11 protein-coding genes are annotated in these 22,681 nt (G+C 50.0%); 3 read left to right on the top strand and 8 right to left on the bottom strand.

What is annotated here, in order from left to right:
• Window positions 1-26: 26 nt before the first annotated feature.
• A complete protein-coding gene (locus ACYVK4_RS24205) occupies window positions 27-482 on the bottom strand; it encodes a regulatory protein RecX (RefSeq protein WP_461130144.1) in 456 nt (151 codons plus the stop codon).
• 225 nt (window positions 483-707) lie between these two features.
• The gene (locus ACYVK4_RS24200) at window positions 708-1,706 is read right to left on the bottom strand and encodes a nucleoside hydrolase (RefSeq protein WP_461130143.1); all 999 of its coding nucleotides are present in this window, start codon (window positions 1,704-1,706) and stop codon (window positions 708-710) included.
• A 131-nt stretch (window positions 1,707-1,837) separates the two neighbouring features.
• Here ACYVK4_RS24200 and ACYVK4_RS24195 point away from each other — a divergent pair, with 131 nt between their 5' ends.
• From ACYVK4_RS24195 to ACYVK4_RS24185, 3 genes are all read left to right on the top strand, one after another.
• Complete coding sequence (locus ACYVK4_RS24195) at window positions 1,838-3,010, top strand: glutathionylspermidine synthase family protein (RefSeq protein ID WP_461130142.1); 1,173 nt, start codon at window positions 1,838-1,840, stop codon at window positions 3,008-3,010.
• 98 nt (window positions 3,011-3,108) lie between these two features.
• Window positions 3,109-3,456 carry a DoxX family protein gene (locus ACYVK4_RS24190; protein WP_461130141.1) on the top strand — a complete coding sequence of 116 codons (348 nt, stop codon included), beginning with the start codon at window positions 3,109-3,111 and terminating at the stop codon, window positions 3,454-3,456.
• A gap of 490 nt (window positions 3,457-3,946) precedes the next feature.
• Window positions 3,947-4,639: a TetR/AcrR family transcriptional regulator gene (locus ACYVK4_RS24185; protein ID WP_461130140.1), complete on the top strand. Its 693-nt coding sequence runs from the start codon at window positions 3,947-3,949 to the stop codon at window positions 4,637-4,639.
• 279 nt (window positions 4,640-4,918) lie between these two features.
• Here the strand turns inward: ACYVK4_RS24185 and ACYVK4_RS24180 are convergent, their stop codons facing one another.
• From ACYVK4_RS24180 to ACYVK4_RS24155, 6 genes are all read right to left on the bottom strand, one after another.
• Window positions 4,919-6,274, bottom strand: a complete 1,356-nt coding sequence (locus ACYVK4_RS24180; RefSeq protein ID WP_461130139.1) for a vanadium-dependent haloperoxidase — start codon at window positions 6,272-6,274, stop codon at window positions 4,919-4,921.
• 106 nt (window positions 6,275-6,380) lie between these two features.
• Window positions 6,381-9,734: a VCBS repeat-containing protein gene (locus ACYVK4_RS24175; protein WP_461130138.1), complete on the bottom strand. Its 3,354-nt coding sequence runs from the start codon at window positions 9,732-9,734 to the stop codon at window positions 6,381-6,383.
• A 273-nt stretch (window positions 9,735-10,007) separates the two neighbouring features.
• Complete coding sequence (locus tag ACYVK4_RS24170; protein ID WP_461130137.1) at window positions 10,008-13,439, bottom strand: VCBS repeat-containing protein; 3,432 nt, start codon at window positions 13,437-13,439, stop codon at window positions 10,008-10,010.
• Between the two features lie 206 nt (window positions 13,440-13,645).
• The gene (locus ACYVK4_RS24165; protein WP_461130136.1) at window positions 13,646-15,127 is read right to left on the bottom strand and encodes a RagB/SusD family nutrient uptake outer membrane protein; all 1,482 of its coding nucleotides are present in this window, start codon (window positions 15,125-15,127) and stop codon (window positions 13,646-13,648) included.
• Between the two features lie 126 nt (window positions 15,128-15,253).
• Window positions 15,254-18,388 (bottom strand): SusC/RagA family TonB-linked outer membrane protein, encoded by a 3,135-nt coding sequence (locus ACYVK4_RS24160; protein WP_461130135.1) that lies wholly within the window; start codon window positions 18,386-18,388, stop codon window positions 15,254-15,256.
• Window positions 18,389-19,077: 689 nt separating this feature from the next.
• A complete protein-coding gene (locus tag ACYVK4_RS24155) occupies window positions 19,078-22,524 on the bottom strand; it encodes a VCBS repeat-containing protein (RefSeq protein ID WP_461130134.1) in 3,447 nt (1,148 codons plus the stop codon).
• Window positions 22,525-22,681 lie beyond the last annotated feature (157 nt).

The raw sequence follows: 22,681 nt of genomic DNA, 5'->3' as shown, positions 1-22,681 counted from the left end.
CCCATCGCACCAGCGCACCGTCCGCGTTACTCCTCGCCCAAAACTGTAAATATCAACTCCGATTCGTAACCTTTGCTGAGGGCATAGCGAACCAGTTTTTGTTTAATGACCAGCGGGTTATCGTCGCGCAGGGTTTGGCGTTTTTTTGCCAGCAAATCGGCCAGCGTACCCCGATAATCGTCCGGGGCGATTTCTTTCATGGCCTGATCGAGGTTATAGCCCGATATGCCCCGCTGCTGCAAATGCTGCTTGATCTTCCGCTTTCCCCAGCCTTTAACCCGGAATTTACCCCCGGCAAACGACTTGGCAAATCGCTCTTCATTGAGGTAATTCTGCTGGATCAGTTCAGCAATCACTTCTTCGGCATCATCGCCAAAAATGCCCCAGTCTTTCAGCCGATCGCGGACTTCCTGCTGGGTGCGTTCCTGATAAGCGCAAAACATAGCTGCTTTGCGAAGTGCCTCTTTTACGGAATCTGTCATACACAATACTACGTATTCACCCAAAATGAGATTACACTTAATGAACACAGAGACCCCAGGCGTATAGAGGCTAAAAAGCCAAAATCCATCGTTTACACTCTGTGCCGCAACGGTGGGCCGTCTCTGTGTTCAATAAATTTGCTTACTTAGAGTCAGCGTTACCCGGCCGGGCGCAAGCCAATACCCCTCCCAACTAATAACCAATTAACCGGCTAACTAAGTTTACTACTTGCGGGGCTGATGCTGCATCAATTCGTTGATGAGAGCTTCTACTTTCGGAACGGGCATGTCAACCACCAGATACTGATGACCTTTGCCCGAATCGTCCCAGCCATTTGAGCCATCGGGATTGAGGGTTAACCGACCGGATTTAACGGTATAGTACGGCGCGTAGCCTTTCACACCAACGAGCACCGCCGTCTGGTCCCAGCTCATCCGGCCATTCTTATCTTCGGCCGCTTTGGGCAGCGAAATCCGGAATACATCTTTTACGGGGCTGTTCTGAATAGCCTTGTTCTGGGTGAGCGGCACACCCGAATGGATCTGCTCTCCAATTTCAAACCCACTCATCAGGACTGGTGTTGGCCAATCGGCAAAGAATATTTTTGAGGACTCAGTATCCCGGTGCACATTGTACTCCCGTCCGCCCGGAAATTTACCCGCCATGCTAACGACCTGTTTTATCTTCCGGGCCGCCAGCGCCTTGCCTGACAGCGGAGAATACTGGTCGGGTTGAGAAGCCAGCAAATTAGCCAGATTGGTCAGAAATCCGACGGTAATAACGGTAACGCTATGGTCGGGTTGTTTAGCCAGAACCTGGCGGTAGAGCGCCACGGCATCGGGCATATTATCGTTCGACCGAACGGCATGTGGGTAGCGGGCGACCAGCGTATCGGACCAGTGCTGGGTGTCTTTATCACTCACGGCCTTTCCTTTCGGCACGCCGATGGGTATGGTCGGGCGCTTGAAATACGTATTCAGCACGCTCAGCACCGGTGCCACGTTGGGGTAGTTCGTGCTGGCAATGGTCGCCAGAATACGCGCCTGGCCCGCATCGGCAAACGCATGCAGCATCGTTATTGCACCAACATCATCATAATCGGGCCCCATGTCCGTGTCGAAAATAACGGGGATGGCCCGACTTTTCCCGGCCGGTTGTCCATGTACCAGACCGACTGTCAGGGTTAGTAAGGCACTGACAAAAAATAAATACGTTCGAATCATTTGGTTAAGCGAGATTTACAGGAACATTTCGGCAACGACGAAGCCCGTTGGTGCCGGACTGGGTTTTATACTACGAATTACGGTTTGTTTTGTCAAGAATCGGCATTCGTTTTCGCAAAATAACAACGACTATGATTTCTCTTAAAAAGCTGCCTATACAGCCCGACGCCCAGCTCCGTAATCTTGGCTGGGACTGGATGCTCGGACAGGATACATTACCCTATCTGACCAGCGACGTTGTGACCATCACGCCAGCTGAAGCCGATGCGTACTACGAAGCCGCCAACGACCTCTTCGACATGTTCGTGGCGGCCGGCCAGGAGGTTATCGACAACAACCGCTTTGCCGAACTGGGCATCCCGGTTAACCTGGTCGAGCTGATCAAACTATCCTGGGATGATGACCGGCACATTCACCTTTACGGGCGTTTCGATCTGGCAGGGGGTATCGACGGCCAGCCCATAAAGCTCATCGAGTTTAATGCGGATACCGCCACCTGCCTTCCCGAAACCGCCGTGGTCCAGTATGCGCACCTCAAAGCCAACGGCCTTGATGACAGCCAGCAGTTCAACGCTGTTTTTGAGACCTTAACAGGCCAGTTCGAAGCACTTCTGGCCCTCAACCCCGACCTGCAGCCAACCCTTTTGCTGTCGGCCATGCGCGACAGTCCCGAAGATGACACCAATGTGGCGTTACTGGGCGAAGCCGCCCGGGAAGCGGGTTTCGATATTGAGCTGGACTTTATTGACAACATCGATTTCTCGGCAGAAGAAGGCATTTTCTGGCAGAACCCGAAAAATGGGGAGTTTGAGAAACTGGACTTCTGGTTCAAGCTGGTTCCCTGGGAGGCCATTGCGGAGGAGGAGCCCGAACTGCTTCAGATTTTGACCGACATTGTCCGCAAAAGGCTGGCGGTTGTTCTGAATCCTGCCTATACGTTACTGTTCCAGTCGAAATACATTCTTAAAGTTTTATGGGAGCTGTACCCCAATCATCCGCTTTTGCTCGAAACAGACAGTAAGCCACTAGCCAACAAGCCCTGTGTCGAAAAAGTACTGTTTGGGCGGGAAGGCGCCAATACGCGCATTCTCAACGCCGACGGCAGCGAGCGTGAGGCTACCGACGGGGACTACGGCGATTATCCCAAAATCTATCAGGAGTACGTTGTGTTTCCTACCGATTCGGCTGGTCACGTCTATCAGGCAGGGGTATTTTATGCCGGTGAAGCCTGTGGGGCGGGTTTCCGGCGGGGCGGCCTCATCCTGAATAACACCGCTGGCTTTGTAGGGCACGCGATTGAATGAAGTATATATGTAAAGGCTATCGCTTAGACAGGAAGGAAGAGGACTAGACCTCTCCTTCCTGTTTTTGTATTTGCGCCATTATCATTAACCAAATGGGTATGTCAAACCTCAGTCTTTATATCCAGGCCATTATTTATATCGCTGCCGGGGCGAATCATTTCATCAGCCCTAAAACGTATCTGGCGATCATGCCGCCTTACATTCCATCGCATCAGTTGATGGTAACGCTCAGTGGTATAGCGGAGATTGTGCTGGGCATTGGACTGCTCTTTCCGGCTACCCGTTCCCTATCCGCCTGGGGACTCATTTTGTTACTGATTGTCGTCTTTCCCGCTAATGTTTACATGGCAACTGCCGGCAAATTTAAAAAGTTACCGGCCTGGATACGGTGGGGGCGATTGCCTTTGCAGGCTGTACTAATCTGGTGGGCTTATCAGTTTACGTAGCCAGTACAGCAACTTTTTTTTGATGTATTTATAGGACTATTTATATATGAATAAAATATAATATATTACTACAAAACTTCGTTTTAAAAGACTATCTTTCAGACAGGGATAGGCGCCTGGCTGTCCTTTTCCGGTACTTATAGTGTACTGATTTTTGTTACTAGCTAAATAGCACACGCTTTATTGCCTAGTATTTATTTTTCCATTAATACGTCACTAATTATAGGCTGACAAAAAAAGAAATGGTGTAAAAAGGCACTCCTTTTTGTCAACCACTTCATCATTAAAGCTACTTTTCTTCGTTTATAGAGCATTTTCCTATGTATATGATATGAATAATTTCGTATTATTATATATTAACAGATTCATTGCATAATATTGACAAACTTAATTTCTCTTTGTTATTACTAATTGATTGGCAAATTAAAGTTTACTAAAGTGACTTTCATAAATAGTTATAGTCAAAGGGAGTGACATCTACTTAATTACAATGAATACAGTTATTATGGAGAAAGATGAAAAGATAAGACGCAACCGGGCAAAGACCACCCAGCGCATTGTTGAAGCGTTAGAAGAAGTCATTGCCGAACGCGGTTTAGAAGGCGTAGGTGTAAACCGAATTGCAGAGAAAGCTAATGTTAGTAAAGTATTAATTTACCGATATTTCGGGGGCATGGAAGGCCTACTGGAGTATTATGTAAAAATGGGTAAACTGTTCCCTGTTTTTACCCCAGCCATTCTGGATCAAATCCGTCCGCTGCACGACTCTGACATAGCCAGAATCTGGTATCGCCAGGTCATTCAAACGTATAGATACTTCCGTACGTTTAAAGCAGCCCGCGAAGTGCTTAAGGCAAGCGTTATTGAAAATGATCCAATTGCTGCTACAACAGCAAAAGCTCAGGATGAAGAAATGACCCGGCTCGTTAGTCAGCTTTCCTTCGTAAAAGTAGCGGATACTCAGGCTATCTCGGCGGTTATTCTTGGCGCGATGACCTACCTTACCATCATGGCGCAGAACGATCATACCATGATCAGCATTGATCTGCAGAGTGAAGAAGGCTGGCAGCGCATTGAAAATGCCGTGAAAGCTATTTACATCTCATTAAATAAAATGGCGGTTAGTGCGAAGGATGTTCAGCTGGAACTTCAAGCCTCCAACCTACCCATGGCGCAATGGTAAAAAATAAGCCGAACACAATGGACGACCAGCCTACTACAAGATTGGTATCCCTCTGTAAACGGCTCATTATTTATATTGGCTGAACGGCTCTTTTTGAGAGCCGACATACTGAACACGAATAAACTCTTTTTCTTATTGGCTTTATTCTTCGTGCAATACTCTTTGCAAGAATAGACTAACAGCTTATTTCCACCTTACATTAACTTGTCTACCGGCATTACAAAAAGGCCTCTACCAGTACGATTGGTAGAGGCCTTTGTATTGTAGCAACCCGTAAACTTACCGCTGGGCCACTCCTGCTTTGCGGGTGCGAATTTTTTCGATCACCCACTTGCCAACTTTTTCGCCTTCCAGCTGTCCGTTTGCCAGGGCAGAGCGGTAGTGAATGCCACCATATAAACGACTTATCGAGGCCTCGTCGGCAGCCCCCCGGATGGACGTAAATGACCGAACGCCGTGACCATACGGAAACTCCGTTGAATCTGTAAAGGCTACATTATCGCCCATCAGATGAGTCATCACGGTAGCAGCGGCAGTCGAGATCACACTGTGGCCGCTGGGATATTCGGGAAACGGGGGCGTTTGCAGAAAGGGCGTCCACTTCGGATCAAACGTTTTGTTAATGACGGTTTCCGGCCGAACGGTTTTACTGCGGTATTTCTCATCCCAGCAGGAAATAAAGCCATCACTCAGGGCAAACGACGTGAGCGCGTAGGCTTCAACGGTCTGCATCATGTTCAGTTTTTTCTTCCGGGAAATGGTCTGCGCAATGGCCAGCCAGTGTCCGCCGGGCGTCATTTTCTTACTGGCGTACATCACGTGACCGGCTACGTTCATCACAAACGCGTTATCGTCCCAGAAGTAGGCAATATCCTGCTTCTGCTTATCAAGGTTTTTGCCAATCTGGTACACCTCATCGAGTTCTTTTTCATACGGACTTCCTTTCGTCAGGCTGTAGGGAAGCGGACGGGGCGGCATAAACTGATTGCATGTATCCATGGCCCAGCAGCGCAACTTGTTCCATTGCGGCTCGGCAGCATCCATATAGGCCGGGGGTGTTGGCACCCATGACCCCTCTTCGTTCGTGACGGTATGCTTGAACCCCCGCGTTTGCTTGTAGCTATCTTTGGCGGCATAATCCAGAATGTGCTTGGCTACCGCTTCGCCATAGGCCATCGATCGGTCGTATACCTCATCAGGCACGCCATCCTTCTTGTATTGCTCATAAAAGGGTTTTTCGAAGGTGTCGTAAAAATCAACCGAGAAGGTCAGTGCCCGGGCAACCGTTAAAAAGGCGCGGGTACTGGCCAGGGGAAAACAGTATTCTTTACCCGCTTCCGGTTTTGGCCCGCGGTCAAACCGTTTCAACTGCCCCCCCAGCGATTCGTATTGCGCATCGAAGGGAACAAGGGCCTCGTAACCCGCCAGGTTCGCATAAGAATAAATCCGACTGGCAACGGGTGGGGAGAAAATGTCGTGAATGACAACTTCTGTTAGTTTGTTCAGCGCCGAATTGTAATACTCAGGATTGGCTGCCTTAGCGTTGTATTCGGCAGGAGATGCAGGCTTTTGGCAACTGGCTAACCCAACCAGCAACACAGCCAGCAGATAGCCCCAACGAAGCGAAAAGTTCATACGATTAAATAACAAGTTGAAGTAATAAGCAACCGTAAAACTAATTGCTCAGAATTTACAAAATTAACGGAAAAAATCAGACAAAAGAAAGATTTATATCAGCCAGTTATAACGGTTTAAATACCTGCAAACCGGCATTGTTGCGGGCAACCACCATGAGCGTACCCTGCGCCGTTCGAACGGGGCGAATATCGCGGATTTCGCCGTTGAGCAGGAAGCCGGTATCTACGGGCGACAGGGCCGTGAAGTTCCCGTTGCCATCGTTCCGCAAAACTAACCCATAACTCGCATCGTAACGCCCCTGATAAGTACTAACGCCGTAGAAATTACCACCCCCCAGCACATCCAGGTCACCATCGTGGTCAAGGTCAATCGCTTGCAGAGCAAACAGTTTCGATACCTGAGCCATCATCGGCAATTCGTGAACGGTGAATTTACCCCCCTTATTTTCGAGATAAACCGACGCAAACTGATTGACGGTGGACTCCTGAGCATCTTTTAGTTCATCATCCTTCAGCACCTCGTCGAGGGGTTTACCGGCAAAGGAGACGTAATCGGTAAATCGTTTATTGATGATACTCGGCATCTGTTTGCCCAACTCATCTTTAAAGGCCAGCGGGTACCACTCTTTGCCACGATTATAGGCAATGATCTGTTCGACACTCTGGTTGTTATCGACATCCTTGACCCACATCCGTAGCTGCGAATCGGGCGTTTTGCGAAACTTAGTATTCGTGCCGAGGTTACCCGCCATCAGGTCAATGTCGCCATCTTTATCAAAGTCGGCCGCAATAACGCGCTGGTAGAAACCGCTCAGGGGGGTGTCTTCGCTGGTAATCTCTTTCACTTCGGCGAATTTTCCGTTGTCATTGGCAAAAATGCGAATCGGCATCCAGTCACCGGCCAAAATCAGATCCTGGTCTTTGTCGCCGTCATAATCGGCCCAAACGGCATCGGTAATCATACCCGCCTGGCGAAGCCCCGTGGCCAGTTGTTCGGTTTTGTCGGCGAAGTGCCCTTTTCCGTCGTTGATCAGCAGATAGGAGTTGGGCGACTTCCCGTAACCAAAGCCCACCACGCGCCCGCCAACGAATAAGTCCAGGTCGCCGTCGTTATCCAGATCGATCGGCCGAACGCAGCTTTTGTTGTCGTACATGGCTGGCAGAGCATTAGCCGAACGGCTGAAATTTCCCTTGCCATCGTTCACATACAGACGATCGAACTGTTCGGGCATTTTATTGTAAAACTCGTTCCCGCCCGACACCACATATAAATCGAGATCTTTATCACCATCGGCATCAAAAAACACCGCATCGACATCTTCGTAGGTAGAATCTTTCGTAAAGTCGGGCTGAACCGATGGAACAAACGTACCGCCCGGCTGCTGAATCAGTAAACTCCCGGCCTTCCATTTGGCACCACCGGCATACATATCGTCCAGACCGTCGCCGTTTACGTCGCCCACGGCCAGATGCGGCCCTTCCGTCGATACTTTGAAGGGCATCAACGACTCGCGGACAAAATCGAAATACTCGTTATTATCGGTATGCCGGTAAGGAATCGAATCGGCAGTGGCCAGATCGGCAAAGAGCGGCTGAGTAGGTGACGTTGTGTACCGGAAGTTCGTCCCGTCGAGTTTAGCGTCGGCCTGTTTCAGCGTGATTGCCTGATTGGTCTTGACATTTTTGCGTACTTCCATCTGCTGATTGGGCCAGATCACGATCAGCGAGTCGATAACTGCGCGTTTCCCTAATCCAAACAATAACTCGGGCGCGACCGACGACTCAAAGCCGCGCGTAGGCATCAGCTGCTGCATCATCAGGCTGTCTTTACCGTATTTCAGAATGACCTTTGCCCCCACCCCGAACGTGTTGGGCGACTCTCCTTTCAGCCTGACCGTCAGGTGTGTATTGTCAGGAAATACATCGTTGGCATCGTTGCGGTAGAGACTGGCAGCATCGTCGATGTTGTTGGCAATCAGATCCAGGTCGCCGTCATTGTCGAGATCGGCATAGGCCGAACCGTTTGAATAGGTAGGCGTTTCAAAACCCCAGGCTATCGACTTGTCTTCGAACCGCAGCGAAGGCGTGCCCCGATACAGGTAGTTGTGTACCTTGCCTTCAGGCATGAGTTTAGTGGCCCGTTCGTCCAGCGATTTCGAGGTTTCCATGGCATACCGCAGCGAGTCATCGGCGGCAAACTTGACATATTCGAGGTTGTTGGGCCGACGAACGATGCCGTTGCTAATGAACATGTCTTTCACGCCGTCGTTGTCGTAATCGGCCAGCAACGGCGACCAACTCCAGTCGGTAGCCGCTACCCCCGACATGGCGCCGATGTCCATGAATTTTTTCCCCGAAAGGCTCAGCTGAAGGCAGTTCCGGCTGTACTGGTTCATGTAGCCGTACGCCAGTTTGTAAGTGTATATATCGAGCGGATCTTCGCCCAGCGACGATTTCTCGACAGTTTCGTCTTCGGGATACATGTCGAGCGTAACCACGTCGGCAAAGCCATCGTTGTTCACGTCGCCAATGTCGTTCCCCATCGAGAAGCGGCTGGTGTGCTGGAATGCCTTCCGGACACTTTCCGTGAATGTCCCGTCGTGGTTATTGACGTAGTAATAATCGTCTTCGTGGAAGTCGTTGGAGACATAAATATCTTCCCAGCCATCGTTGTTCAGATCGGCAACCGAGACCCCAAGTCCGTAGCCCATTGCTGCGCCGTAAATACCGGCCCGCTCACTTACGTTCTGGAATCGGGCAATTTTACCGGCAGGCGCTTTTCCGGCTTTGGTGATCATCTGATTCTCGTACAGGTAATCGCCTGACTCGTTATTCCGGAAATTCCGGGCCGACACGCGGTCGTAACTGCGGGAGGTATGAATGGCGTGGTTGAGCAGGTAACAGTCCAGATCGCCGTCGTGGTCATAATCAAAGAAAGCGGCCTGGGTGGAGAAACCCGTAAAGTCGAGGCCATAATCGGCGGCTTTTTCGGTGAATGTCTCGTCGCCGTTGTTAATATACAGCTCGTTGGACCCCTCCTGCCCACGGAAATTCCCCACGGCACAAACGTAAATATCGAGCAGTCCATCGCCATTGACATCGGCCATGGTGGAGCCTGTCTGCCAGTCGGCAAAGCCTTCAACACCGGCTTTGGCGGTTATGTCTTCGAACTTAAAATTTCCTTTGTTGAGATAGAGTTTATTCTTTCCCTGATTGGAAACAAAGTACAGATCGGTGAGGCCATCGTTGTTGATATCGCCCGCCGACACGCCCCCGCCATTGTAGAAATACAGGTAATCGAGGATGTTCAGCTTTTCATTCGGCATTAACTTATTCACGAATCCGACCCCCGTTTGGGTCGAATCCAGTGATTGAAAAAGCTGTTTTTCCGATTTGAAAGAACTACAACCCGCCAGCGCCATAGCACAGAGGGAAAAGAAGAAAGCACTTTTTTTCATATGGTAGGAGCGAGGAATTAGGAGTCAGGAGTTGGGAGGGCTGACCGCGTCGGCGGACCGGCACGCAATGCCGTCAGATGCATCCTCACTCCTACTTACGAATTCCATAATCTCATTTCTTCATTAAACTTGTTAATATATTTTTTATTTGAAGAGTAAATAGTCGGCGTTGCTGGAGTTAAGCGTTGCTGACCGCACCGCAGCCGCGGACGGTCGGCGGACCGGCATGTTGCGCTGCCGGATGGCTCCTCACTCCTCGCTACTAACTCCTAACTACTTCTTCAAAAACACTTGCGCCCGGTCGTTATTTTTGGCCAGAACGATCTGCCCCTGCCTGAGCTGAGCAATGCGCCGAACCTGCCCCCGCGTGAACAGGCCGGAAAGGGTTGGATTAATGGTTTCGTAATGGATCGTACCATCGGCCGCTTTGCCTTTGTTGCGCAAGGTAACGCCATAACTGGCGTCATACCGCCCGATTTCGGGCAGCACATCCAGGAAGTTGCCCGTTAGCACGAGGTCAGTACGTCCATCCCGGTCCACATCGGTAAAGAGAGCCCCGCAAACGGGTGAGAACTGAGCCTCGGCGGGTAGAGCCTGATAGGTTAAATGCCCCTTCCCATCATTCAGCAAAATCGCCGTTGACCCCATGAAGGACTGCTTCACGATCGCCTGTTTGATCTGGTCTTCGTCCAGCACCTCGTTGATCTTTTTGCCGGCAAAATCATGGAACTTCACGTACTTTTTCTTGATCGTCGGCATGGCTTTCTGCAGCTCCTGTTTCAACACCATCGGATACAGTTCGCCTGTTTCATCGGCGCAGTTGATAATCTGCTCAACGGTGCCGTTGTGATCGAAATCGCCGACGTAGAGTTCGGAAGGTGTGGTTTGCGTGGCCTTGATGCGGGAGTTGGTTCCCAGGTTGCCAATCACGAGGTCCAGGTCACCGTCGCCGTCGGCATCACCAGCCGTTACGCAATTCCACCAGCCATTGGTTTTCAGCACTTCGCCTTTAGTGTTTTTAATGGCTGCCTCGGGGTTCTGACCCAGTTTACCCCGCTTGTTTTCGAATATTTTTACCGGCTCCCAGTCGCCCACCACAATGAGTTCGGGGTAGTTGTCGCCGTTTAGGTCGGCCCAGGTAGCCGACGTCACCATGCCTAACTGCTCGGCGTCGGTCAGGGAGCGTTTTGTGTAGTTCTTAAAATTGCCCGTTCCATCGTTGGTGAGCAGATAACTGGGTGGATTTTGTCCGTATTTCCCCGGAATCATTCGCGAGCCAACGAAAAGGTCGATATCGCCATCCCGGTCAAAATCAGCGGCAGCTACGCAGGAGCCACTGGCTTTCAGGTTCGGCAGGCCCGTCTCCGAGCGCGTAAACCCACCTTTGCCATCGTTGAGGTATAAGCGGTCCAGCAGTTCATCGGAGTCTTCGCTGAACTCGTTACTGCCCGATACAATGTATAAATCCAGGTCTTTATCGCCGTCGGCATCAAAGAAAACCGCATCGACGGCTTCATAAGCCGTATCCTGACGCAATGCATCCGGCGTTTTATCGGCAAAGCGCCCGGCGGGTTGCTGTACAAATAAGCGGGCGGGTTGACCTTCGGCGCCACCGAAGAACACGTCATCCAGCCCATCGCCGTTTACATCGCCGGTAGCTAACGCCGGTCCCTGCGTGGAGAGTTGCTGCTTGAGCAGTGCATCGCGGTTATAGTCGACAAAGGGGCTTTCCTGATGCACGTAATTCAGACCCGACGCAGCGGTGTTGTCCTGAAAAAAGGGTGCCTGTTTGGTGACGGTAGGTTTCCAGAGCTGGTTGGCCTGTTGCTGCTTGAGGGTCAGCAGTTGGTTGGCGTTGGGCTTTCGCAGCGTTTGCATTTTATCATCCGGCCAGATGACCACCAGCGAATCAATCCGGGGAGAGGCTCCCAGGCCAAACACCAGATTAAGATCAACCGATGACTCGAACCCGCGATTGGGCATTTGCTGAAGCAGTTGGGTTTGGGCTGGCTGGTAAACGATGACCCGCGCCCCAATGGCATTCCGGTTCATGCCCGTCCCCTCCAGCTTTATCTTCAGAAAGTTCGTCTTGTTCTTCTCGATCGACTGGTTCTGGTAAATGGCCACCGGCGCGTTCATGTTATTAACGATCAGGTCCAGGTCGCCGTCGTTGTCCAGATCGCCATAGGCAGCGCCATTGGAGAAATCCGGCTCCGACAGGCCCCAGTCAAATGCTTTGTTGGTGAACTGCAAGCCGCCGTCGTTGTGAAAGGCGTAGTTGGGTACCCCTTCCGATGGTGCTTTATCCAGAAACTCCTTGAAGTTGAACGCCCGTTGCCGAGCGATTTGCGCCATATTTTCCCCGTCGGCCAAGAAGTTGATAAAATCCTGATCGGTAACGTCTTTGGCAATACCGTTGGCCACAAAAATATCTTTCTGACCATCGTTGTCCATATCGAAAATAAGGGCTCCCCAACTCCAGTCGGTAGCATGAACGCCCGCAAAACGCGCCACATCGCTGAACACCGGCAAGGCGTTTGTTCCGGGTTGGTTACCCCGGTTCAGGTGGAGCATATTCTGCATGTACTGATAATGGAAGTCGCGGCCGACTTTGATCTGCTCCAGATCATGGCCTTCGTAACTCGACGTCCGCTTCAGTCGCCGGTCGTTGCCGGGCAGCATATCGGTAATGAAGATATCGAGCTTGCCATCGTTGTTCACATCGGCCACATCGGCTCCCATCGACGACAGACTCGTGTGCGGCATCGACTCTTTGATCGACTCCTTAAAGGTGCCGTCGTGATTGTTAATGTAGAGGTAATCCCGCTCGTAGAAGTCGTTGGAGATGTAAATATCCAGCCAGTTATCGTCATTGACATCGCCAATGGTAATGCCCAGCCCGAAGCCAATCAAACTCCCATATATCCCAGCCTTTTCCGACACATCGGCGAAAACAGGGCCTGACGGCTTAACGGTGACTTTTTCGCTCTTTTGCTCTTTCGCTCTTTCGCTGCTTAAATTCCGAAACAGCTTATGCCCCCCCAGCGAATCCCGCTGCGACCGCAGGTTGGCGTACTGCAATTTCCCAACGGGCATGAAGCTGTTATTGAGCAGGTACATATCCAGGTCACCATCCCGGTCGTAGTCGAAGAAAGCGGCATGGGTCGAATAGCCCCGATCGTCCAGCCCATATTCGGCGGCCCGCTCGGTGAAGGTAGGAATGCCGTTGGCGTCGTTGCCGTTGTTGATGAAGAGTTCGTTGGCGCGGTCGTCGCCACTCCGATTGCCGGCGTTACAGATGTATATATCGAGCCGTCCATCGCCATTCACATCGGCAAACGTGGCTCCTGTACTCCAGTCATGCTTACCCGCAATACCGGCTTTGGTCGTAACATCGTCGAACTGAATACCACTCTGACCGGGTTTTGTCCGGTTCAAATAGAGCTTATTATCGCCCATATTCGCGATCATCAGCACATCCGACAGGCCATCGTTGTTGACATCCCCAATCGCGACACCGCCCCCATTGTAGAAATTACGGTAATTAAAGATATTGAAGTCTTTATCGTCGGTAACGGTATTGGAGAAATTGACGTGTGTTTCGTCGGCAGATAACTTTCGAAATAAGGGATCTGATGGCTGTTGTTGTTCCGACCGGCAACCGGCAAGAAGACCTATGGCCACTAGTATGAAACTGATGCGCATTAGCACAAGTACGTGATTTGTAAGAACGTTATAATTAAGACAAGTTATCGTTCGGGCGGAGTATGTAAGGAAATAGGGGTTACAAAGATAAGTAATTACAGAAGTTCTTACACGTTAGGAATATGATTAATTGGCTTTTAATCAGGCTTAAAATGGAACGAGCAGACCCATATGAGCCTGCTCGTTTTCACCCTTTATCAGGAAAATTAATAACCAGGATTCTGCTTCAGGTTCGGGTTCAGCGACAACTGATCCTTCGGAATCGGGAACAGCTGGCGGAAAGGCTGTGAAGCCTCCTTAAAGCGCCATGCCTTCGTGTACTGACCGAAACGGATCAGATCCTGACGACGGTGCTGCTCCCAGGCCAACTCACGACCACGCTCGGCCAGGATTTCGTTCAGCGTCAGGGTAGCTGCGGTGTAATCCGGCATACCGGCGCGTTTACGAACCACGTTGAAATCAGGTAGTGCTGCGCCTACATTTCCTAAACGGAAGTTAGCTTCACCACGCATCATGTACACGTCAGCCAAACGATAAACGACGAAATCGTTATCCTGATCAACGAACGTATTGTTCTTCTGGATTTCGTACTTCTGGCTCCGGGCACCGGCCAAACGACCACTGGCACCGGCATCGAAGGTGAACGATTCGATTTCAGGACGGAAGACCATGTCCAAGGCATCATCCTTCAATGGGGTACCGTCGGCTTTGTACTGCTGACCAACGATCCACTGCTTTTTACGAATATCCTTATCGTCGAACGAGTTGTAGAACTCCGTTACCGTTGCCCAACCATTCCAGGGAGCGGTGCCCAGGTTGTAGGTCAACTGGTTCAGGTAGTGGAGCGTTTTCATCTGGTGGTTGAAGCCACCGCGCTTCGACTTATCGAACGGCGTAGCCAAGATCGTTTCGGGCGAGTTCTGGTTCTGAACAGCGAAGTTGCTCAGGTAATCACCGGAGATCTGGAATTTACCCGATTTGATGAGGTTATCACAACGGGTGATACAATCAGCCCAACGGGGCGTACCCGTGTATACCTGTGCATTCAGGTACATTTTAGCCAGAATCATGTCGGCCACGTACTTGTTCATCCGGCCATAATACGCACCACCCGATACATCGCTCAGGTTAGGATACACGGCCAGCAGTTCTTTCTCAACGAAAGCAAATACTTCAGCCCGCGTGTTCTGCTTGGGCGTAGCCGCCGTTACCGCATCCGAAATGATGACGTTACCAAACAGATCCATGGCCTGGTAGTGGAAGAACGCCCGCAGTGCCCGTAACTCAGCTTTGGTGTTGGCATCCGTAATGGTTCCCAGCTGCTGGTTGATACTGGTGATGTTATTGTAGCACCAGGTCCAGGGGCCATTGAACTGACCGTTGTCTGTAATAGGATCCCAGGTGTGTTGGTACAGACGCTTCCAGTTATCACCATCTTTCCAGTCACCACCCCGGGTTGGCACGATCTGCTCATCCGTAGTCGTGTTCAGGTTCGACATGTTGCCGTAATAGTCGCCCAAACCATTGTAAAGCGGACCGATCAGAGCAGATGCCTGGGCGGGGGTACTACCAAAGTTGCCACTGGTAGGAATAACGTCATAGGTTTGCTCGGTCAGATCGGTACAGGATTGGCCTGCCAGCATCAGCGCCGAACAGCCCAGAAGCAATTTTATGTTTATTTGTTTCATAGAAGTTTTTGATAGTTAACTAGTTACAGCGTTAGTGTTGACAAACTACGTACGCTGTGTTAATTAAAATAGTTTTCACAAACCGGATATTTTTTTGTATTAATCCGGTTTGTGAACAAGAACCATTTAGAACGTCAGGTTAAGACCTAACTGGAACGTACGGGTTTTTGGATAAACCGTGTTTCCGTAGCCACCGCCGTCCATACCAACTGAATTCGGTGCCTGTTGAATGGTACCACCGTTCATCTGCAAATCGGCCTTTACCTGTAGCTCAGGGTCGATACCTTTATATTTGGTCAGGATAAACAGGTTGTTACCACCGGCATAAATCCGGGCGTTCGTGATGTACTTGCTGGCTGGCAAGGGAATGTTGTAGCCTACCTGCCAGTTGTCGAAACGAACATACGAACCGCTTTCCAGCCAGTTTGTCGACAGTACGTTTACGCCGTAGTTGTTAGGCAGATCCGTTACGCCTTTCAGCATATTGGTTTCCAGAATAGAACCTGGGATGAGCAGGTTAGACCGGATGGCGTTCAGGATCGTGTTACCGAACGTACCGCGTAACTGGAAGTACAGATCAAATCCCTTATAGCGGAACGTGTTGATAAACGAAGCATTCAGGAATGGCTGTGGGTTACCCTGTTTCAATGGGTTGCCGGCAGCAACAGCCGCAGCGGCATCGGCTTTCGACACGTCCGTTACGGGTGTGTCGCCCGAAGCAGCTTTCAGCAGAGGCTGTCCATCGGCCGAGTAAGCTCCCGTAAAGGTTGGTACGTTGTTGAATTCGCCCAGCGACTGACCAGGGGTCAGGTAAGAGGCAAATACGTCGGAAAGACCACGGCCGTTGAACGCGTTGAAACGAACCTGTCCATTGCTGAACTGATCATTCGACAGCGAAACGATGGTGTTTTTGTTATACGCACCAACCACCCGCGAGTTCCAGGAGAAATTACCCTTCTGGATAACATCACCGCCGAAAGACAATTCAAATCCGCTGTTGCGCATCGAGCCTACGTTGGCCAGAATGGTGTTGGCGAAGTACTTGATACCATCGGCAGGTACTGAGTACGGATAAAGCATGTCTTTGGTCAGCTTGTTATAGTACTCAACCGTACCGGAGAAACGACCACCCAGCAACTGGAAGTCCAGACCAACGTTCGAGGTGGTCAGTACTTCCCACTTCAGGTTTGGATTTGCGTTCTGTGTGATACCGTAGCCTGGCAGGAAGTCGCCCAGCGTACCATCGTAGTAGGTACCTTTCTGACCATATAACTGAATGGAGTTATAGGCTGCAATACCTTCCGAGTTACCCGTTGCACCATAACCGACACGCAGTTTCAGGAAGTTAAGCGTGTTGCCTTTTGGGAAGAACGACTCGTTGGTGATCGTCCAGCCAGCACCAATCGATGGGAACACGCCCCATTTGTTGTTAGCACCAAACTTAGAGCTACCATCCCGACGTATTGTAGCCGTTACGTTGTACTTGTCGTTCAGGTTCAACGATGCCCGTCCGAAGAAGGAGATCAGCTTCGAGTTGTTGCGGTATGAGGTAGCGTAGTTGTTACCGGGGTTAACCAGCGTTCCCGAACCTAAGCCCAGGTTGCTGTAGTTAATATCGCTGGTTACGAAACCTGAGTTAGCAGCACCAAAGCCGTCGTTATCAAAGTTCTGGAACGAGTAACCACCCAATAACGAGTAGTTGCTGTTCTGGCTGCCAAATCCTTTGGTGTAGTTAGCCGTCAATTCAAGCAGTTTCGTATTCGACTCCGAGAAATTCCGGCTAGCCCGACCATTGTTAGCCGCATAGGCTTTGATGGCTGGATTGGTGTAGAAGTTATTAACGGTGTTATCCCGTTGTATCTGGCCGTTAACACCTAATGTCAACCCGTCCAGTATCTCGTAACGAAGGTTCATACCACCCTGCAGATACCGCTGAACGCCGTTGTTAATAACGTTTTCCAGCATAGCAACCGGGTTGAAGAGGTCAAAGCTACCGCCTACCTCATAATAGGAACCATCCGCATTCTTCACGGGCAGTGTAGGCAGGAACGTAACGGCCCGGCCAATGATACCGCTGTCATACTTTTTGTTCGTTTCGGAGTACGACAGGTTGTACTGAATGTTCAGTCGGTTATCGAATGCTTTCTGATCGAGGTTGATACGACCCGTTAAACGATCGATACCCGTATTTTTAATGATACCGTTCTGATTGAGGTAGTTAAGCGAACCCCGGTAGCTGAACGTTGGCGAACCACCGGCAATCGACAGATCGTGGTTGTTGACCGTTCCATTCTGGGTCACTTGCTTGGTCCAGTCGGTATTGTAGTTACCATCCGGGAAACGCTGCTTATCATTCAATGACGCAGCGCCCTTGATTTGCGTAACGGCATCCCGATACCCCTGGGCATCCAGCATGTCGTACCGACGGGAGATGGTCGATACACCTACGTAGTTATTGAACGAAACTGTTGTTCTGCCCGACTTACCACGCTTGGTGGTGATGAGGATAACGCCGTTAGCAGCCCGTGAACCATAAATGGCAGCAGCAGAAGCATCTTTCAGGACGTCCATCGACTCGATGTCGGAAGGAGAAATGGTGTTGATAGGGACACCGATCATACCATCGACAACATACAGTGGATCAGAACCACCGGCCAGCGAGGTGTAACCACGCAGACGAACCGTTGGGTTCTGGTTGGGGTCGCCCGAAGGAGCCGTGATAACCAGACCCGCTACTTTACCCTGAATGGCCTGTAGTGGGTTTGGGTTGACACCCGCGTTGAAGTCTTTAGCAGACACCTGCACAACAGAACCCGTCAGATCTTTCCGTTTTGCCGTACCATAACCCACAACGACGACTTCGTCGAGTGCTTTGGTATCGTCCGATAATTTTACGTCTACCGTCGAGCGGTTTCCTACGACTACTTCCTGTGACGTGTAGCCAATGAAACTCAGCACAATCGTTGCGTTGTCTGGCACGTTAGCCAGCGAGTACTTACCATCAGCGTCGGTGTTGGTACCCCGCTGCGTACCTTTAAGTTGTACACTTACCCCTGGCAAGGATGCGCCCGCGGGGTCGGTTACCTTACCCGTTATGGTACGGCCTTGTGCCCATGCTGCGGAGTTGCTCAACAGCAGTACCATTACCAGCATCGACAGAAAGCTAACCAACGCTTTCCGTTTGAATGACTGGGGTTGGCCTTCACCAACCTGACCTACGTTGCCACCGAAGTGGTTGATTTTGTAGGAGTTGTTCATCATAGGTTTTTTGTAAAAATGAATGGATTGTGATTCCTGGTTGATGGTTAGCTGACTATATAAATTCTATCTTCTTAATAGTACACCAAAGGTGCATACACCGTCTTTTAACTACTAAATTCTATTAACATGACTAGAAAATATTGAACTAAACCCGAACCATTTGGCGAATTACATCATGTTAAGAATAAAATACAAATAACACTGGTTAATATTGTCTTAAACGACGTCAATATTGAGTCATAAATAATGTTAAAAATTATAACAAAAACAGGATTATGTACATATTAAAAAACGCTTATTTGCTTGATATGTAAGAATACAGCAATAATTAAAGATATTACTAATTGTATTTTTTTTATAATATATTATTTACTCACGTATAAGTAATTACCCTAATCTTTTTAAGGGTTTACCCTATCCCACTTCACATTTCCTGTCGATACACGGGTTAGGAACATTATTGAGGAAAGCATTCAGTAGAGGTTAAGTATCAAGCCAATATATGTCACATCAATTTTTACTATACACTTATTATTAAACATAATACTTGAGTAAATTTTCAGTAATTACTTACTCACCTGTAAGTTCATTACGAGTGAGTAAGTAAAATGAGTAGAGGGCCGGTATAACTGTTCGGTGAGCAACGTTCGTTGCCTAGTTTTACGTGCCCTTCTGGTACTGTAAAGTCCTCACTTACGCTCCTTGGCTTTCTCTCTTTGGGGAACCCTTGTCTTTGCAACAGCAAAGAGCTGGGCTTTGTCGTTGTTTTTCGCCAGCACAATATATTGCTTGCCCTGTAAGCCAGACACCTGTCGCATCTGCCTTACCTGTCCACGCACGAAAAAACCGGTTTGATTGGGTGCTGTGGCCACAAAATCGCTTTCCCCGGTACCCGTTAGCAGCAAACCATAATTGGCATCGTACCGGCCTACTTCGGTCAATACATCGAAGAAGTTGCCAGCCAGCAATATATCCGGGTTTCCGTCACCATTGTAGTCATGGATAAGAATCGCGTGAATGGGCGATGTTTGCGCCTGAACAGGTAAGGCTTTTCGGGTGAAATTACCTTTCCCATCGTTGATCAACACGGATGTTTCAGCCGTTTGAACGGTCTTTATACTCATTCCCTGCCGTTGCTGCGCTGAAAATAGGTCTTCGAAGCTCGCTTTGGCATAGTCGATATGCTTCAGGTATTTTGTTTTGATGGATGGGATGCGTTTTTGTAGATCGGCTTTCTGCACCATCACGCATTCACGGGTTTCTTCTGTTCCGTTGGTGCCATTCGTGGTGGGGCGGAAACACGTAATAACCTGATCGTAAGATCCATTCTGATCGAAGTCATTGCTGTATAAATGAGCGGGTTCCTGTTCTGACGCGATCATCCGGCTGTTGAGCCCCAGATTACCAGCCACAAAATCCATGTCGCCGTCATTATCCAGATCAGCGGTTCGAAGGGTGTTCCACCAGCCGCCCGTGTTGGCCAGCGCATCGCTGTTCAGTTTTTCAAAACCTTTTCCTGCTTTGTTTTTCAGGACGGTAATGGGCATCCAGTCGCCAGCCAGCACCAGATCCGGGTAGCGGTCATTGTCAACATCTGACCAGACCGCGTCCGTCACCATGCCAATATCAGCCGAAAACGGCATCAGTTCTTTGGTTCCCTTCCGGAAGTTACCCTTGCCGTCGTTCACCAGCAGCAATTGATCGGGGGTTTGCCCATATCGACCGGGCACCAGTCGTGCACCCACAAACAGGTCCTGATCGCCATCGAGGTCGAAATCTGCGGCTATAACACACGAGTTACTGGCTAATGTGCGTGGTAAGGTTCTATCCCAAGTAAAGTTGCCTTTGCCGTCGTTACGATAGAAACGGTCAGCCGTATACGTTGAATCGATAAACTCGTTCCCGCCGGTGGCTACGTACAGATCCAGGTCTTTGTCCCCGTCGGCGTCGAAAAAGGTAGCCGCTACATCTTCCGTATAGATCGCGTCGAGCAGAAAAGGTTGTTTCTGAAGGAAAAACGTCCCATCGGCCTGCTGAATATACAGCGAACGGGGCATATCGACTGCACCGCCCAGAAATACATCGTCCAGCCCATCCCCGTTTACGTCGCCGGTGGCCAGGGCGGGCCCTTCCCGCGACAGCATTTGCTTCAATAAGCCATCGCGGTCGTAGTCGACAAAGTCGTTTTCCTTATGAACATAGTTCAGCTTTGAGGCCTCCGTTACATCCTGAAACAACCGGTTTGCTGCGAGGGCAGGGGTGGCAAACGTGGCCCGCTGACTGGCGTTTTTATGGCTCAGTGTCAGGGTGGTATTGGCTTTAGGTTGCCGGATAAGTTGTTTTTGATCGTCCGGCCAGATCACTACCAGTGAGTCAATGCGGGGATTATTATCTAACCCGAACACCATTGTCAGATCGACCGATGATTCAAATCCCCGATTGGGCATCTGCTGCAAAAACTGGGTTTGTGGTTTGCCATCGGAGCCCTTCTGGTAAACGTATACTTTTGCCCCAATGGCATTCCTGTTATAGGCATACCCATCAAGTTTTACGCGCAGGAAATTCTTGTGGTTCTTCTCCACCGATGTGTTGGCAAAGATCGACACGGGTGCATCATTATTGTTGACGACCAGGTCCAGATCACCATCGTTATCCAGGTCGCCATAAGCCGATCCGTTGGAGAATGAGGGGTCACCGAGTCCCCATTCAATAGCTTTGTTTTCATATTTCATGCCATTGCCCCCATTTCGGAAAGCGTAATTGGGCAACGGCCGCGATCCCATTTTATCGACGTACGCTTTGTAATCGAATTTCTTGGTGCCTTCGATCATGGGCTGTAGATCGGGGTTGCTGGCCAGAAAGGCCATGTAATCCTGATCGGTGAGGTCTTTCAGGATACCGTTGGCCACAAAAATGTCTTTTCGGCCATCCATATCCATATCGAACAACAAAGCGCCCCAACTCCAGTCGGTGGCCGATGTGCCCGCCATCCGTCCGATTTCGGAAAACGTGCCATCTCCATTGTTCAGGTGCAGCATATTTCGGGAATCCTGATAAAAAAAGTCACGGGACTCCTTTAATTTACCCAGTTCATAACTCTCAAAGGCAGTGGTCGTTTTAAGCCGGTAATCATCATCGGGCAGCATGTCTGTCACGAAAATATCGAGGTTACCATCATTGTTCACATCAGCAATATCGGCCCCCATCGACGCCAGACTGATATGGCCCATTTCGTTCTCAATATCTTCTTTAAAGGTGCCGTCGTGGTTGTTAATGTAAAGGTAATCGCGCTCATAGAAGTCGTTGGAAATATAAATATCCAGCCAGTTGTCGTTGTTGACATCCCCAATGGTAATGCCCAGCCCAAAGCCAATCAAACTCCCATATATCCCGGCCTCCTCCGATACGTCGGCGAAAACAGGGCCTGACGGCTTATCAGAGGCTCTTTCGCTCTTTTGCTCTTTCGCTCTTTCGCTGCTTAAATTCCGAAACAACTTATGTCCCCCCAGCTTATCCCGTGTTTCGCGCATGTTGGCATACCCCAACCGGTCCATGGGCGTGAAGCTGTTATTGAGCAGGTACATATCCAGATCACCATCGCGGTCGTAGTCGAAAAAGGCGGCATGGGTCGAGAAACCGCCATCCCACAGTCCATATTCTTTGGCTTTTTCGGTAAAGACAGGCACCCCGTTCTTCACGCCCTCATTGATGTACAACTGATTGCCCCGCTCGTCGCGGCTACCCGAGTTGCAGACGTAAATATCGAGCAGCCCGTCGCCATTTACATCCGCAAAGGTGACACCCGTCGACCAGAACTTCTTGCCGATAATACCCGCCGGCTTCGTTACATCGGTAAACGTCATGCCTCCTTTATTGAGGTACAATTTATTCTCTTCAAAATTAGAGGTCAGGAACAGATCGGGCAGACCGTCGTTATTCACATCGCCAATAGCGACGCCCCCGCCGTTGTAGAAGTTACGGTAGTTGAAAATATTAAAGTTCTTCTTATCCAGACTCCGGTTCACAAAATCAACCCCTGTTTTATCGGCCGTCAGCTTCACGAATAGCGAGTCCGGTTGCTGGTGGCAGGCCAGCAGGGTGAAGAGGATGGGGAGTAAGGTGAGTTTGTTGATCATGGGTAATGAATGGAAGTCGGGGTATCTACCCCACCCCCGACCCCTCCCCTTGAAAAAAAGGGAGGGGAGCTAAACAGCCACCTTCTCTCATTAACACTGGCCGTTTGTTCTCGACCAGCCACTAAAAACGACAGAAAAGCCACTTACTCTTAGCCCC

Source organism: Spirosoma aerophilum (assembly GCF_054782495.1).
This window is presented reverse-complemented; position numbering and strand designations above follow the sequence as displayed.

What these genes read in the sequence shown, in the direction of transcription:
- ACYVK4_RS24205 (WP_461130144.1), bottom strand. Translation starts at nt 482, where the DNA reads ATGACAGATTCCGTAAAAGAGGCACTTCGCAAAGCAGCTATGTTTTGC.
- ACYVK4_RS24200 (WP_461130143.1), bottom strand. Translation starts at nt 1,706, where the DNA reads ATGATTCGAACGTATTTATTTTTTGTCAGTGCCTTACTAACCCTGACA.
- ACYVK4_RS24195 (WP_461130142.1), top strand. Translation starts at nt 1,838, where the DNA reads ATGATTTCTCTTAAAAAGCTGCCTATACAGCCCGACGCCCAGCTCCGT.
- ACYVK4_RS24190 (WP_461130141.1), top strand. Translation starts at nt 3,109, where the DNA reads ATGTCAAACCTCAGTCTTTATATCCAGGCCATTATTTATATCGCTGCC.
- ACYVK4_RS24185 (WP_461130140.1), top strand. Translation starts at nt 3,947, where the DNA reads ATGAATACAGTTATTATGGAGAAAGATGAAAAGATAAGACGCAACCGG.
- ACYVK4_RS24180 (WP_461130139.1), bottom strand. Translation starts at nt 6,274, where the DNA reads ATGAACTTTTCGCTTCGTTGGGGCTATCTGCTGGCTGTGTTGCTGGTT.
- ACYVK4_RS24175 (WP_461130138.1), bottom strand. Translation starts at nt 9,734, where the DNA reads ATGAAAAAAAGTGCTTTCTTCTTTTCCCTCTGTGCTATGGCGCTGGCG.
- ACYVK4_RS24170 (WP_461130137.1), bottom strand. Translation starts at nt 13,439, where the DNA reads ATGCGCATCAGTTTCATACTAGTGGCCATAGGTCTTCTTGCCGGTTGC.
- ACYVK4_RS24165 (WP_461130136.1), bottom strand. Translation starts at nt 15,127, where the DNA reads ATGAAACAAATAAACATAAAATTGCTTCTGGGCTGTTCGGCGCTGATG.
- ACYVK4_RS24160 (WP_461130135.1), bottom strand. Translation starts at nt 18,388, where the DNA reads ATGATGAACAACTCCTACAAAATCAACCACTTCGGTGGCAACGTAGGT.
- ACYVK4_RS24155 (WP_461130134.1), bottom strand. Translation starts at nt 22,524, where the DNA reads ATGATCAACAAACTCACCTTACTCCCCATCCTCTTCACCCTGCTGGCC.